The sequence below is a fragment of the Psychrobacillus sp. FSL K6-1267 genome, from assembly GCF_038003265.1.
Lineage (GTDB): Bacteria > Bacillota > Bacilli > Bacillales_A > Planococcaceae > Psychrobacillus > Psychrobacillus faecigallinarum.
The window spans coordinates 798,737-815,246 of the sequence record NZ_JBBOOR010000001.1 but is presented as its reverse complement, the minus strand read 5'-3'; the positions used below and the strand labels follow the sequence as shown (position 1 = coordinate 815,246).

Here is a 16,510-nt window from a genome sequence, read left to right as displayed (position 1 = left end):
GCTTTGAGTTAATCCCTGTGCCAGTTGAAGGCATAGGGATTTTTGTTTGGAAGCTATAACGTCTCAGCCCCATAAAAATAGTACCATTCAAGCCCTAGCTCAATGGTACCCTCCCTTATAACCCCTTATTAATCTCTTCAATAATCCTAACAATCTCAGCTGTTTCTTCTAGAGAAACTGCCCCCTTCCCTGTTTCAAAAAATTCTACAATATACTCGACGAGTCCTGCGTAAAAGGGCTTCTCCTCTTCCCATAGCTTTAACATCTGAACATCATCTGCAGAATGAAGTACCGCTCCGAAGCGGCCATGCCATTCTGATTCTCCGCGAATTAAGAGATGTCGACCATCCTTATATGTCAGATGAACCTGATGACAATCGGACTTGTACTCGACCTGTACTTTATCAACGCCTGTTCCAAAAAGCGTGACAGCCATTTCTACTAAATGAATGCCATACCAAAAGTAGCCGGGCATTTGCTCCTGCATTGGGGTAGGACCGTAGAAATAGCCGCTACTCCAATTCCCTTTCCTATTAACAGCCATGACTGATTCAGAAAAACGTAAAGCGGATGAGCTCATGACCGGTGTTCCATTTTTTTTACTCAGGCCCATGACCTCAGCCATTTCCTCACTGCTCATGACGACTGGCTTATCGATGAAAACTGGCTTACGATAGGTCACAACCTGTTTGAACCAGTCCAGATGGTTTCTTCCGTCAACTGTTCCAATTATGATTGCGTCTACTTCATTCATTATTTCCTCAACTGTCTCTACCTCTGCTACTCCGTATTTTTTTATAACAATTTGGTAGTAATCAGGGAATCTGTTGGAGCTGATTGGTAAATCCTCTGAGAAGGTCGGAATGGCATGGGTGATTTTAGCACCTTTCACGTGGTACGTATCGTCCAGGTCATTTAATAATCTCGTGAATATTTCACTGTGAGAGGTGTCTAGACCTATTAATCCTATTTTCATAGAGCTCCTCCTATTCCTCGTTCATAATAATTGCAAATACCTGTCTCGGTCTGCCTCGCCTTGAAATTTTCTCCATCCCTATGATTTTGATCAGCTCAGCGTCTAACCAGGATTGAATGATTCGATGTGCACTTCTTGGTGTGATGCTAAGGATAGTTGCTAATTCATGTGCTGTGAATTCATTCTTTTGTTTTCGCTTGATAACAGCCATCGTTTTTTCTATATTTGCAGCACTCATGCCAACAAATTCTGCTTTACTGATTAGTAACTGATCGGTCACTGTGAGTGGGTATTTCATTGGTACGATTAAATCAATTGGACCGAAAACACTGCGATCTTCACGGACGATGAAGCAGCAGCCCCCTCCGTTTTCCTGTGCCTGAATGAGAGCAACCCTGGCATGCGAGCCAGCCTCTAAAGCTGAGAAGCCAAAACCTACACCAATTGATAGAGATACCTCTAGCTTTTTCTTCATCTCATCGACAATTGGCAAGTATTTGTAACCCTCTGTAATTCTTTCAAAAATGCCTCGATTGGTAACGAATATATACTCACTGCTGCTGAGTGCAATGAGATAACCGTTTATTTGCTCTGCAAATTGAAGTAGCATACGGTGAATAGCATGACTTCGTTTATGTACCTGCTGCTCCGTCATAAATTCATGGACATCCCCGGAACTTTCGATAAAAATCCTACCTATTATAATTTGCATTTCCTTTTGCTTTCGTTGATTGGTCGCAAGCAGCATTCGCTCGATTGCCACAATAATATCCTGATCTGTTGGCTTCAGCCACTCATTTACAATATTCATACTAGTCAGCTGTTCACTTACTAGCTTTAAGCTAGTAATCACTACTGTATCGGGGTTGTCCAACACATTCTTTTCATGGAAGGTTACTACATCTTCTTTGTTTTCCATATAGACGATTTCTTGAAAGCTTTGATAGGTAAACGTTTCTTCTAAATTATTTTTCACTATTTCCATGTAATTGTTCTGAATACCATCTAGACTAATATTCGATAGACTCTTTTTGCTCTTCAGCTTATAAAGTGCTTGATAAAGTCCTGCTCCCTTCAAAGGTATATAAAAAGCTGGAACCTCTATAGGGATTTCATCCTTCGAAACTAAGTACGGTATTCTTCCCGAATAAAACAAACAATCTACATGATCGATAAGCTCTGTTGTTAATTGCCTAGCATCTACTATTTCATCCGATAAACTAAAAATCGGTTGGATATTCGGAAAAAGTCCAAAGCATCTCACCATTGTTTCTCGAATCCACTGTGGCCCTATAACTCCTACTCTAATACTAGTTTCCACAAAACCCACCCCCTTGGAATAGAAGAAAGACACACCTTTTGATGTGTCTGTAGAATGCTGTTTCTTTTCCTGCGATATCCTCTTCCTTACCTAGACATATATTTCAAGACAGTCTAGGCACTGCGATTTCCTTTTCCAAAAACTCTTTTACGAAGGAATCATCATTCAGCTCTGGATAAGCAGCATAAACACGGTCTATTTCCTCTAGCTGCCCATCACTTAGCACTTCATGGTCCATCAGGCACCAGCTTCCCTTCATAAGCCCCTGTCTTCTGAGTACTTCATTGATTCCAGCAATGCTCCCCTTAAAATCATGCTTAGAATCAAAGAATGCTGCATTTGCATCCGTCACTTGTTGAGCGATGGAGAACCACTTTTTATCAATTTGTTCATTTGCTCTCGCTTCTTTTATTTGTTCAAAAAGCTCTACTGCCTTATGTGTCCAGACAGACCAATGACCGAGCAAGCCGCCGACAATTTGTTTCGATGCTTTCTGACCATTCACTTCTGCTTCATACTCTGTAAATAGGTCAGTCACTATATTGTCGTCATTACCTGTGTACAGTGCGATTTCATTTCTTCTAGGAGAGGCGTTTACCGCACGAATAACATCTAACGTCAAATAGCGGTCAAATGGTGCCATCTTAATACCGAACACATTGTCGATAGCTGAGAACTTCTCCCAAAAATCGTAGCTAAATACACGTCCTCCTACAGCTGGCTGCAGATAAAATCCGAAAACTGGGATGATATCCGCCACTGCCATTGTACGCTCAATCAATTCCTTTTCTGAATATTCATTTAATCCACCGTTACTTAATAATACCATATCATACCCAAGATTTTTAGCAGTATTTGCCTCTTCTACTGCCTGCTCTGTTTTTCCACAAGCACCTGCAATTTTAAGGAATGGTCGATCAATTTTTGCCTTTTCGATTTCCTCCATTGCAAGCTTCAATACCGTTTCATACAAATTAAATTGCGGATCACGAATTTCAAATTGTGTCGTATGGACACCAACCGCCACCCCACCAACACCTGCATCTATATAATATCGAGTTAATCGGCGCTGAGCCTCTTCATCTAGCTGTTTATCCTGTGTGATTGCCAGTGGATGAGCAGGTATGAAAGCTCCATCGTGTAAATGCTGCTTCAGCTCGTCAGTTAGTGCCATTTAAAATTCACCCTTCCTCTCCTGGAAGTGGGTCGGCTTATTAATCGTCTCTCCGTCATTAGCCACCCAGTCAGCTATCCATTCAATCATTTCTCTAATAGAAACGCGTGGATAACCAAATAGCTGATGAGCTTTACTCGCATTGTTGAGTAATGCATTTTCTTGCTCCTCCCCAACAAACACAGGGTTCTTATCGAACAAGCGCCCAAACTCTTTTGCCAGCCAGCGAACTGAGAGCGTCTCTGGACCTGTCACATTGATGATTGTCGGAGGCGAGCTCGCATGAAGAAGTGAACGAATCGCATACTCATTTGCATCTCCCTGCCAGATCACATTGACATGCCCCATGGAAAGGTCAAGCGGTGTTTCATTAAAGACGGACTTGGCAATTTCCAATAAAACCCCGTAGCGCATATCAATTGCATAATTCAATCGGAATATAGCAAGTGGTGTATTGTCTCTTTGTGAGAAATAAGTAAACACGCGCTCTCTCCCTAAGGACGATTGACCGTATTCACCGACTGGAGCCACAGGATGATTCTCATCGCAGCCGTTTGCATAAACAGGAACTAATGGATAAACATTTCCCGTAGAGAATGCCACAATATTTGAGCCTTTAAAATGTTCTGCTACTCTACCTGGTAAATACGTATTCATCGCCCATGTGAAATGCTCGTTACCAGTCGTCCCGAATTTATTCCCAGCCATATAAATGACATTTTTTTCTACCGGTAACTTTTTTAGCTCATCCTCATCTAACAAATCACAGGCAATCGTTTCAACACCTGCGGACTCTAGCTCATCTTTCAGCGTGCCATTCGAAAATCTGGAAACCCCAATCACCTTCTTATCCAAGCCTGCCGCATCAATCGCTCGCTTTGCCATTATCGCAAGCGTCGGGCCCATCTTCCCGCCGATACCCAAAACCATAATATTTCCTTCTAGCTTCACTAAGTCATCTATCAATGCAGCAGATGGCTGCGTCATCAGGTTCTCTAATTCTTCTACTGTTTTCATATTGTCCTCCATTCTATTAAGTAAAAAAGATATTTTGTACGTTGTTATATGCAAGATAAATCAACACAAGCAAACCAATGATTCCTAATACATTGCTTAGCCATTTGTTTTTCAACTCGCCCATCACTCGCTTGTCATTCGCCACAACTAAAATTGCGATTGCGATAAACGGAACAACAAAGATCGTCACCGCCTGAGCAAAGACTATTAAATTGAGCGGTGCGGAACCAAATACAATTCCAATAACCGAACCAAACAAAATCACTAAAATAATGAGAAGCTTTACTTTCATATTAGAAAGGTTACTTCCTAGCCCAAATCCATCTGCAAGCAATGAGCCGCCAATCGTTGCATTTCCCATAAGCGAGGAAAACGAAGCACCAAACAGCCCAAGCATAAACACGAAAGTTGACCAGCTACCGAATAAAGGCTCTAATGCCAAGCCCATTTCCGTTGCATTATTCACGACTAGGCCCTGTGGTTTTAAGATAGTGGCAGCTGTGATCATGATTAAAAAAGAAATAAATCCAAGCAGGAAAATACCTAAGAAAGACTCCTTCTTTCCGCTGGCTGCATCTGTAAGCGTCCAACCCTTTTCTTTAACCAAGTATGATTGATACAACGCACCAACTATGGAAAAGCTTGTTGCAAATAAGGCAATAATCAATCCCATACTTCCATCAGGAATCACAGGAATAAACCCTTGAAAAATTTCAACGATCGATGGCTTTACTAAAATGACTGTAATAAGGAATGCCAATAGCATCACTACTACCAAAACAAGCATAAGCTTCTCAAGTATTTGATAGAACTGCTTCGCAAACAATAGCCCAATAGAAATAAGCGTAAATACGATTATCCAAACAGTCGGCTTCATATTAGTCACCGTGGAAATAGCAAGACCAGTTCCAATCGCATTCCCCGCCTGGAACGAAGCCGTAACCAAAAATGCGCCAATCCCAATAAGCAGCCCGGACCAAAATCCCCATTTTTCCTTCATAACCCCTATGAAGCTATTCTTCGCAGCTATTCCAATTCGTGTACTCATCTCCGTGTACACCATCATCAGCACAACCGCTAAAACCAATGTCCATACAAGCTGCGAGCCATAAATAGCCCCAATCTTCGAGGACAAAGTCACACTCCCCGGCCCTAAAACTAACGCAGAGGTAATTAATGCCGGACCCAAATAACTAAAAATACTCTTTCTACCGACCTTGGTGTTATTAGCAACCCCAATTTTTGCACCCTCATTCATTTTTAACCCTCCCTTTAATTGACTTTTCTGAAATATATAACTTTATAGTATCTTATAATTCTATATAATGACATGACGTTAATAGGACTGTTAATCAGAAAGAAGTAGCCACTTTCTCATTGGCTACTTCTTATTTAAAGCCATAAAAATGGTGAACGGTCATAAAATTGGGCTATCCGGTCATAAAATTTTCTATCCGGTCATAAATCTCCGCGAACGGTCATAAATAAGAAATTTCTCTATAAAAAGCTGCATTTTCTGATCCAAAATAAGAAGTAGCCAGATGATTTCTCACTGGCTACTTCTTTCAAACTTTTAAAACCTTAAAAATATAGAAAAATGGTGAACGGTCATAAAATTGGGCTATCCGGTCAAAAAAAATTCTATCCGGTCATAAAGTCGAGCTATCCGGTCATAAATCTCCGCGAACGGTCATAAATAAGAAATCTATCTATAATAAGCTGCATTTTCTGCTCCAAAATAAGAAGTAGCCGGATGATTTCTCACTGGCTACTTCTTTTCAAATTTTCAAACCTTAAAGATATAGAAACATGCTGAACGGTCATAAAATTGGGCTATCCGGTCATAAAAAATTCTATCCGGTCATAAAGTCGAGCTATCCGGTCATAATAAATTCTATCCGGTCATAAATCTCCACGAACGGTCATAAATAAGAAATCTATCTATAATAAGCTGCATTTTCTGCTCCCAAAAAAGAAGTAGCCAGAATCTGGCTACTTCTTTTCATCTTTTATTAGTTAGCAAGTGTTACTTCTGTCAAAGGTAAAGGAAGTTCAGTGGCATGTAACTCATTCTCTATTACGTCATTCCCGGATTTCCCTATATCTGAAACGGTAACAGCTATTGTAATTTCCTTCTTGCCATATTTAACGGTAATGATTGTTTCTCCTAGGCTTTTTGCTCTCACTAAACCATTGCTAACAGATGCTACTTTAGTATTTTCTACTTTATACGAAGCTGCTATCGTAATATCTCTTTCTGTTGTTTTTCCATCTGCTGTTGTCGTTACTTCTGTAATTCTCAGTTGTTTCTCTTTTCCAGGCTTCAAGTCAATTTGTGTTTGATCTGCAGTTATTGTCACTTCTGGAGCTGAGACAGAGACATTTACTGTTAGCTCGTTTTTACCGTATTTAACCGTGATGATTGTGTCTCCTGTAGCTTTTGCTCTTACTAATCCACTAGTTACAGAAGCCACTTTACTATCTGCTACTTTATAGGTTGCGGACGTCGTAATATTTCTTTCTGTTGTTTTTCCATCTGCTGTTGTCGTTACTTCTTTAACGGTCAGCTGTGCTTCTTTTCCTGGCTCCAAATTGATTTGGCTGCTGTCTACGCTTAGTGTAACTTCTGGTTCTGCGACCGTCACGCTTACCGTTAATTCGTTTTTGCCATATTTAACAGTAATGGTTGTATTTCCGGCAGCTTTTGCTCTTACTAAACCACTGCTTACAGAGGCAACTTTACCATCTGCTACTTTATAAGATGCGTTTGCAGTGACATCTTTTTCAGTTGTTTTTCCATCTGCTGTTGTTGTTACTTCCTTCACTTTCAATTTCGCTTCTTTGCCTGGTTCAAGGCTGATTTCCGTTTTGTCTATGCTTAATGTTACTTCCGGTTCTGTGACCGTTACATTTACAGTTAATTCATTTTTACCGTATTTAACCGTAATGGTTGTATTACCTACGCCTTTAGCTTTTACTAGACCACCACTTACGGTTGCAACCTTGTTATTTGCTACTTTATATGTTGCAAAGCTAGTTACGTCCGTCTCTTTTGTTTTCCCACCTGATGTTGTTACTTCTTTAATTTTCAGCTGTGATTCTTTTCCTGGCTCCAGATTCACTTCCGTTTTGTTCGTAGTCAGCGTTACAACTGGTTCTGTAACAGTCACATTTACTGTTAATTCGTTTTTACCATATTTAACAGTGATTGTTGTGTCACCTGCACTTTTCGCTGTGATTAAACCATTGCTCACGGAAGCAACTTTGCTATTTGCTACTTTATAGGTTGCAGATTTTGTTACATCAACTTGTTTTGTTTTTCCGTCAGCGCCTGTTGTTACTTCTTTAATAACCAGCTGCGCTTCCTTACCTGGCTCCAGGTCTACCTGTGTTTTGTTTGAAGTTAACGTTACTCCTGGTTCTGTAACAGTTACATTTACAGTTAATTCATTTTTACCGTATTTAACAGTGATTGTTGTGCTACCTGCTTTTTTCGCTATTACTAAACCATTCTTTGCAGAAACTACTTTACTATCTGCTACTTTGTATGTTGCAGCCTTCGTTACATCAACCTGTTTTGTTTTTCCGTCTGCTCCAGTTGTTACTTCTTTGATCGTAAGCTGTGCTTCTTTTCCTGGCTCCAAAGCAAGCTCAGTTTTGTTAGCAGTCAATGTTACGACTGGTTCTATAACATTCACATTAATCGTCAATTCGCTTTTGCCATATTTAACGGTAATTGTTGTACTTCCTGCATTTTTAGCAGTGATTAAACCATTTTTTACTGATGCAACTTTACTGTCTGCTACTTTGTAAGTGGCAGCTTTCGTTACATCCTGTGTTTTTGTTTTACCATCCGATGTTGTTGTTACCTCTTTAATAGTTAGCTGTGCTTCTTTTTTAGGCTCCAAGTCAACTTGTGTTTTGTTTGCAACTAGCTTCACTCCAGGTACTATAACAACGGAATCTTTTACAGTCACATTGACAGTCAATGTATTTTTACCATGAGTAATAATGATCGTTGAGGATCCCTTACCTACTGCAGTTACTAATCCTTTAGAAACTTTTACAACACTTTCGTCCGCTACAGCGTAAGTAGCTGCTTCAGTAACATCTTTAGTTGTCGCTGCACCTTCAGCTGGCGTTGAAGTTTCCGTAACAGAAAGCTTAGCTGTTTTTCCAGTTTCTAAAGTAAGTTCAGTCGGGTTAACAGAAAGTGTTACGACTGGCTCTGGTTCTGGATCTTCGCTTTCATATATCAATGTTTCCCCTACATTACCTGCTGCATCGTTCACAACAACCTTAATAGAATCAGTTTCAGCTGTTACTGGGAACGTAAATGCTCCGTCCTGTGCCAAATTGAATTTCACAGGTTCCGCTGGTACACCGTTTACAGTTGCAATATAGGAAGCTTTTAGTTTTTCATTCAAATCATATTCTAGTCCATACAAATATAATTCTTCGTTATACGTTATATATTTGTCTGTTACTTTCCCTGTTGCCACTCCATCCTTCACAGAGCCCGTGATTTCAGTTTTTGTTGTTTTTACAACGACAGGACCAACATAAGCACTTACAGCTCCTGATGCTGCAATAGCATTAAAGTCAATTGTATAAAGACCATCTGGAATTGTTGTTGCAGGTGCACCACTCCATGGTTGATACTCTCCATCAACCGGTAGTCTCCATGAGCCTGCTGCAAGTGAAGAACCTGCATGTAAATAACCAATGTAACCATCACCATATTCTCCACCTTCAGGATCCATGATATCCCAAAGCTCGATATAGTTCGTTGTCACGTTCCCAGTCAAAGTAAATGTAAGCTCGGCTGAATCCTTCACACCATCTCCATTAAAGGATAGATCAGTTCCTGATATGGCCATATTTCTAATTTCTGTAGCAGTCACTCCAGAGAAGTCTGCGGCGAATGGCAATGAAACCTCTGAACCTCCACCGTTAATACGGATATAACCTAGAATTTCAGAGCCATTTGGAGCTGTTGCTTTAGAAGCAGTCAATGTAACATTTAATACCTGCTCTCCAGCCAATGTAAATGAAGGCTTATCAACAGTCACTTTGGCATCACCAAACTTTTTGGTCACATCAACTGTTACATTATAATTTCCACCTTGACCCTTTAAATCTTTTACTCTAATTTGTTTTGTGACAGAAATGTTTTTATCCTTCAAAGACTGCGGACCGAAAGTTACAGTTCCCTTCAAGTTTTCAACAGTTGCTCCACTTGCATCTAAAACAGCTTGATCGATTGCATAGGCAAGTACATTCGGATGAGCAGCACTATATGCGTCTACTCGACCAGCACCTTGAGCGAACACATCATAGTTAGTAGTGTTCAAGATTTTAGCCGTATTTGAAAGAGCAACCTTTACATCGAAAGCATTCCATGTTGGATTTGCTTGTTTAACAAGCGCCGCAATCCCTGCGATATGTGGCGTAGCCATGGACGTTCCCGTTTTGCGGTCATACGCTTCTCCATATACTACATCTGGGAAATCTGCTTTATACATAGGAATTGCTGACATAATATTAGTTCCAGGTGCACTTACATCTGGCTTAATATCAAAATTTGGTGTAGATGGTCCACGTGAGCTAGAGCTATTTACTTCATCTCCAGTAGTTTGTGCAGAGCCAAAGTCCCCGAATGAAACCTTCCCTGCGCCATTTACTAATGCTGCACGAATTGCATCCCCGTCAGTTTGAGACATATCAAACGTTGGGATAAATTCAAATGAATCTCCTAAGAATGTTCCAGAGGCATTTGGTGCATTTGAGCCTCCAGCAAAGTTATGAATAATGGCTGCTGCTGCACCATTTGACTTTGCATGTGCAATTTTATCTACAAAAGCGATCGCACCACGAGAAACCACTACAACTTTCCCTTGTACATCAAGCCCGTTATAATCCTTAGCTTCACCGTTACCAGGAACAGCGACTAAGTCAAATTCGCCTTGAAGCTGAGTGGAAACATCCGTACCAAAAGTAGTTCCCATCAATTGTAATTGTTTCGTAAGTTTATATTCGCCAACCGTAACATTTACTTTTCCGTTATGCATGACTTCAGGATTAGTAGTGTTACCAACAGCAATTCCTAAACGGGATGTCGCAGGAGTACCCATTGTCCCACGATTTGGACCTGAATTACCTGTTGCAATGACAGAAATAGTGCCAGCCATCATCGCATTATTTATTGCAAAGGATCCGCTATCCGTTTCTGAGTTAGCTCCTCCACCAAGTGAAAGGTTAATAACATCCATTCCTTCTATTACTGCCGTATCTATGGCTTTTACAATACCAGAGGAAGATCCACTGCCGTAAGCACCTAGTACGCGGTAAGCGTAAAGGTCTACTTTTGGAGCAATCCCTTTAATGCCGTATTCATTCGCGCCTATTGCTGCGATGGTACCCGCTACATGTGTACCATGAGAAGTATAGAATGCATCTCCTTTCGCATTAAATTCTGGAGTTCCTGCAGGACGTTCCGCCGGTGAAGTTTCCGATGCGTCATTATCCGCACGAGCTCTAGTATAGGTAGATGAATTAGGGATGAAATTTTTTCCACCCTTATAGATACCTGCAAATTCTGGATGATCAGCATCAATACCTGTATCCAGTACTGCAACCTTAATACCTTGCCCTTCTATTCCCTCATTCCATAGTCTTTCAATGCCTAGGAATGAAATACTTGTATTCATCTTTGCATCTAATTTATCTTCTTTTTTAGTGACAGTAGATTTAACAGGCTTCGTTTTTTGTGGTTCTTCTGATGCGTGAACGATTGCATCAGGCTCCACTAGTGTTACGCCTTTAATATCTAATAGTTTTGGAAGATCGTCCGCTTTGACAACCGCTGCAAAACCGTTTAATACTGTATCAAATGTATAGCCTTGCTTCATAGCAATCTTTTTTATATTTATTTCTTTTTTTACAGCTGTTTGTTGAGCTTTTACCTTATTTCTTATACTATTTTCTTGAGAAGAAGAGAGTGATTTTCCCTTTAATTCACTAATACCTTTTTCAAGAGCAACAGGTTTCTCGGATAGATGTATGATAACTGCAACTTCCTGATTACCCGATAGTTTCTGTAAGTCTTTGTGAAGCTTCGGTCCACCATTCCCCAAACTTGTTTGCTCAGCGATTGCTGACTTTAACTGCATTGTGCTTTCACTAGTAGTATTTGGTTTAAACTGCTTTGTCGCACCGTTTGCCGATGCAGTCATCATTGGACTGAACATCGTCAAGACCATAGCTATTACCAAAAATACTCTAAAAAACTTATTAACTAGGTTTTTCTTCATTTAATATCCCCCTTTAGCACAAATGTTTTTCACTTTTAAAAGTGTGATTTTGCACCTTCCATTAGCTAATGTCGTAATATGAGGATCGCATCCTTCCTATGAGATGAAGTAACAAACTTATAATTTGATACTTTTCTAATCTATGTGCTAGTCCCTATTTGTATGATTTAGAATGTGAAAAATTAGCTATCTATGTTTGGAAAATTTTAAATATGAGTTTCTGTTTGCTTATGATTCTTGTAGCATTTATGTGAAAGAACACGAATAAATGAAGAGTAAATAATGATATTTAGATACTTTACAATTAATAAAGTAATTGATTTCCGCTTTAGGTGGGCGCTTTCCGCGGGGTGAGCGATAAGCCACCACCGTCGCTGTCGCGTCGTTTGTGATGGCTAATCTGTCTCACCCATCCCGCTGGAGTCGCCACCTGTCGCTTCAATCAATTTAGTAAATAGTGTTCGGGGAAGGGATAATTTTGTAACTAACTTATTTACTTACTCTTTAAAAAAGAGGCAAAGTATGCTTGATTTCCGCTTTAGGTAGGCGCTTTCCGTGGGGTGAGCGATAAGCCATCACCGTCGCTGTCGCGTCGTTTGTGATGGCTAATCTGTCTCACTCATCCCGCTGGAGTCGCCACCTGTCGCTTCAATCAATCTAGTGAATAGTGTTCGGGGAAGGGATAATAACTCATTTTCTTACTAAAAAAGAGGCAAAGTATGTTTGATTTCCGCTTTAGGTGGACGCTTTCCGTGGGGTGAGCGATAAGCCATCACCGTCGCTGTCGCGTCGTTTGTGATGTCTTATCATCTCACTCATCCCACAGGAGTCGCCACCTGTAGCTCTAATCAATAGAGAAAAGAGGTTCGGGTTTAATTTGGAGAGGAGAACGAAAAAATAAAGAAATGGATCTTTAAAGCAATATCCCCTGTTCTCTATTCTGAGAACAGGGGGACTATTAGAATTGCTTACTATATTGATCGTCATACTTATGACAGCTGACATACCTACCTTCAGCAACATTGATTTCTTGTGGAATCACAGATTCACATACATTTTGTTTATAGGGACATCTTGTATGAAAGGTGCAGCCACTTGGTGGGTTGGAGGGGCTTGGTACGTCACCAGTTAGGATAATTCTTTCCTTTTTTATATCAGGATCTAATGAGGGTACGGCAGACATGAGTGCTTGAGTATAAGGGTGTAGTGGATTTTGAAATAACCCTTTCTTATCAGATAGCTCTACTATTTTTCCTAAATACATAACTCCTATTCTATCGCTGACATGCTTGACGACACTAAGGTCATGAGCGATGAATATATAAGTAAGTCCTAGAGACTCCTTTAAGTCTTGAAATAGATTGAGGATTTGTGCCTGAACCGATACATCTAGAGCAGATACTGGTTCGTCTGCAATTATTAAAGAGGGATTTACAGCGATAGCCCTCGCAATACCAATACGCTGCCTTTGTCCCCCACTAAATTCATGTGGGTAGCGGTCGATGTGAATCGGGCTTAGCCCTACATTCACTAATAGCTCTTGAACTTTTTCTGTTCTTTCCTTAGATCCTTGGGAGATACCATGAGTCTGAAGTGCCTCGCCTAATATAGCACCAACTGTCATTTTAGGATTAAGAGAGGCATAGGGATCCTGAAATACTATTTGCATTTCGCCTCTCATTTTTCTTAAGTCCTTATCATTTAATGAGGTTATTTCCTTTCCTTGAAAGGTAATCCTACCTTCAGTAGGTTCTATAAGACGAAGAATACTTCTGCCCATTGTGGATTTTCCGCAGCCACTCTCTCCTACTATCCCTAGTGTTTCTCCTTTATTTACGTAAAAATTGAGTCCGTCTACAGCTTTTACAAACTGCTTTTCTTTTTTTAGAAAACGCTTTTTAATAGGAAAGTGAGTTTTCAGGTTTTCAACTTCTAATAGAGGATTATTCAAGCTTTCACCCCCTGCTCCTCGTATAACCAGCAACGTACTAGCTGAGAATCGAGCTTAAATAAGGATGGGTTATGCTCATGACATTTTGCATGTACTTGCTGACATCTAAAACGAAATGGACAGCCTTCCTTTATTGCCCCTATATTTGGGACATTTCCCTCAATAGGAGTGAGTCGATCATTACTCTCACTATAGATATTCGGTACAGAATTCAACAAACCAATTGTATAGGGATGCTTTGGATTCTTGAAAATTATTCTAACATCTGCCTGCTCTACTATTTGTCCGTAATACATGACAATGACCCGATCAGCCATTTCTGAGATGACCCCTAAATCATGCGTGATGAGTAAGATTGCCGTATGATATTGCTGCTGCAACTTTTTCATCAAATCTAGTATTTGTGCTTGAATAGTTACGTCTAAGGCAGTGGTAGGCTCGTCCGCGATAAGGAGTTTAGGGTTACAGGCCATTGCCATAGCGATCATCACCCTTTGTCTCATACCTCCCGAAAGCTGATGGGGATATTCATTTATAATGCTTTCTGCTCGAGGAATCCCTACCTTTCTTAGAATCTCAATTGTTTTTTCCTTGCTGTTAGCTCTCGTGGCAAACCCATGTAGAAAAAGAACCTCACTAATTTGCTTGCCTATTTTATGGACTGGATTCAAGGATGTCATAGGCTCTTGAAATATCATCGAGATTTTATTTCCACGAACCTCCTGCATCTCTTTTTCTGAAAATGTATTTAGATTTTCTCCTTCAAAGACAATGTTTCCTTCAATAGAGCTCGTATTTTTCTCCACTAGCTGCATCAATGAAAGTGCTGTTACACTTTTTCCACAGCCGGATTCTCCAACTAAGCCAACTGTTTCCCCTTGCTGAATATGAAATGACAAGTCTCTTACTGCTGGTATATTTAGCGATTTATCATTTTTAAAAGATATATTTACATGCTCCACTGATAACAAATCTAGTGAGATAGTCAATGATACTACCTCCCATCCAAGAAATATTCATATGCTATTTTGGAAATTTGAGCAATGGGCTCGTCCCCCTCATATTCTAAGGAATGTCCATTAGAGAAGACGCAAATGACATACTGACCTTTATCTTCAGGTAAGTAAACAACTCCTGCATCATTGTACATAGCTCCAAGGCTACCAGTTTTATTGGCTACAGGCGTATTGCGCGGTAGAAGCCCGCCAATACGTTGCTGGTAGTGCTGTCTATGCAATATATCTATTATCTCTCTTGAACATTTAGTAGAGACAAACTCTCCTTTTGCGAACAATTCTAGTAAAAGAGACATATCCTTTGCTGAACTCACATTGCTCTCTTTATTGTGCTGATACACGACACTTTCCCAATCTATTTCCTGTTCCTTCAAGCGTCTAATGATTTCATCAAAAAGTTCAGAGCTGTATGGCTGATACGGTATTCCTACACTTAAGCTTAGAAGCTCCCAAATAGAATGCTTAATATAAATGTTATTAAGCCCTAATCTGTCCATTGTCTCTTTCACTGGATTAACCCCACCAAGAATTTTTAATAATTTATCTGTGGCAAGATTATCACTTACGATGATCATCATCGTAGCTAGATCCTTAATCGTTGGCTTTATGCCATACTCCATTTCCTGAAATACCCCAGAGCCTGGTACATAATCTTGTTCAGTCAGCTGTATTCGATGTTGAAGATTAATCTCACCTTTATACGCTTTTTCATATAATGTTGCTAAAACTGGAAGCTTCATCACGCTTGCCGTTTGAAATAGCTTGTCTCCCTGTATATTTACTTCCTCATTTGTTTGTAGATGCTTAATATAAATTCCAAAGTCAGCTTCAATATTCGTCACATAAGACTCTATTATTTTCTGTAAGCTCATCTGAGTCACTCCTTGTTTGATTATTATTTTGATTTTGGATCTAACGCATCTCTTAGACCGTCACCTAACAGGTTAAAGCCTAGTACTACTAGCATTATTGCTAGTCCGGGAAACAAGGTCATCCACCATGCCTGACTTAAAAATGATTTTCCTACATAGACTAGTGCTCCCCACTCAGGATTAGGTGGTTGTGCTCCTAGTCCTAAAAAGCTCAAGGATGCTGCGGAGAGGATGGCACTTCCAAATTCCAAAGTAGCTAATATGATGATTGGTGAGGTGACATTCGGTAGTATATGCTTGAATATTATTTTGAAGTTCCGTAGCCCTAACGCTCTAGCAGCCTCCACGTATTCCGTCTCTCTTATTGTTAAAACTGCTCCCCTGACTACTCTTACAAAGGAGGGAACAGCTGATATAGCAACTGCGATCATTGCATTCGTTAGACCTACCCCTAAAACTGCAACTATTGCGATCGCCATCAGCAATGAAGGAAAAACCATTAGAATATCTATAAATTGCATGATATACATATCTAATTTTCTATAATATCCAGCCACAACCCCTAAAATGACACCGATCGTCCCTGAAACAACTACTGCAAATAACCCCATCAATAAGGAAACTCTTCCTCCGTAGAGAATGCGTGTCCAAATATCTCTGCCAAATTCATCTGTCCCTAGCCAATGCTCTACGCTTGGCCCCTTTAGGCTATCCTCAAAGTTCATTTCATTTACAGGATAAGTTGCAAACCATGGAGCAAACGCTGAAGTGATGATGAAAAATAGTAAGATGAGGGAGCCAATGACGGCCCCTTTGTTATTCGTCATTTTTTGAATAAAAATAGCTAAAGAAGATTTCCTATGAATAGAT

Annotated in this window: 10 protein-coding genes; all 10 read right to left on the bottom strand. The window is 40.1% G+C overall.

What is annotated here, in order from left to right:
• Window positions 1-115: 115 nt before the first annotated feature.
• The 10 genes from MHB55_RS04120 to MHB55_RS04075 all read right to left on the bottom strand — a co-directional run bounded on the left by MHB55_RS04120 (window position 116) and on the right by MHB55_RS04075 (window position 16,506).
• On the bottom strand, window positions 116-976 hold the full coding sequence (locus MHB55_RS04120) for a Gfo/Idh/MocA family oxidoreductase (RefSeq protein WP_340862665.1): 861 nt from the start codon (window positions 974-976) through the stop codon (window positions 116-118).
• Between the two features lie 10 nt (window positions 977-986).
• Window positions 987-2,297 carry a hypothetical protein gene (locus MHB55_RS04115; protein WP_340862664.1) on the bottom strand — a complete coding sequence of 437 codons (1,311 nt, stop codon included), beginning with the start codon at window positions 2,295-2,297 and terminating at the stop codon, window positions 987-989.
• 103 nt (window positions 2,298-2,400) lie between these two features.
• Window positions 2,401-3,471: a dihydrodipicolinate synthase family protein gene (locus MHB55_RS04110; protein ID WP_340862663.1), complete on the bottom strand. Its 1,071-nt coding sequence runs from the start codon at window positions 3,469-3,471 to the stop codon at window positions 2,401-2,403.
• Window positions 3,472-4,488: an NAD-dependent epimerase/dehydratase family protein gene (locus MHB55_RS04105; RefSeq protein ID WP_340862662.1), complete on the bottom strand. Its 1,017-nt coding sequence runs from the start codon at window positions 4,486-4,488 to the stop codon at window positions 3,472-3,474. It abuts the gene before it with no gap.
• A 16-nt stretch (window positions 4,489-4,504) separates the two neighbouring features.
• Complete coding sequence (locus MHB55_RS04100; RefSeq protein WP_340862661.1) at window positions 4,505-5,746, bottom strand: Nramp family divalent metal transporter; 1,242 nt, start codon at window positions 5,744-5,746, stop codon at window positions 4,505-4,507.
• 754 nt (window positions 5,747-6,500) lie between these two features.
• The gene (locus tag MHB55_RS04095) at window positions 6,501-11,801 is read right to left on the bottom strand and encodes a S8 family serine peptidase (RefSeq protein ID WP_340862660.1); all 5,301 of its coding nucleotides are present in this window, start codon (window positions 11,799-11,801) and stop codon (window positions 6,501-6,503) included.
• 958 nt (window positions 11,802-12,759) lie between these two features.
• On the bottom strand, window positions 12,760-13,752 hold the full coding sequence (locus MHB55_RS04090) for an ABC transporter ATP-binding protein (RefSeq protein ID WP_340862659.1): 993 nt from the start codon (window positions 13,750-13,752) through the stop codon (window positions 12,760-12,762).
• Window positions 13,749-14,741 (bottom strand): ABC transporter ATP-binding protein, encoded by a 993-nt coding sequence (locus tag MHB55_RS04085; protein WP_340862658.1) that lies wholly within the window; start codon window positions 14,739-14,741, stop codon window positions 13,749-13,751. The genes MHB55_RS04090 and MHB55_RS04085 overlap by 4 nt, the downstream gene beginning before the upstream one ends.
• Before the next feature lie 5 nt (window positions 14,742-14,746).
• Complete coding sequence (locus tag MHB55_RS04080) at window positions 14,747-15,640, bottom strand: serine hydrolase (RefSeq protein WP_154311421.1); 894 nt, start codon at window positions 15,638-15,640, stop codon at window positions 14,747-14,749.
• A gap of 23 nt (window positions 15,641-15,663) precedes the next feature.
• On the bottom strand, window positions 15,664-16,506 hold the full coding sequence (locus tag MHB55_RS04075) for an ABC transporter permease (RefSeq protein WP_427658905.1): 843 nt from the start codon (window positions 16,504-16,506) through the stop codon (window positions 15,664-15,666).
• Window positions 16,507-16,510: the final 4 nt, after the last annotated feature.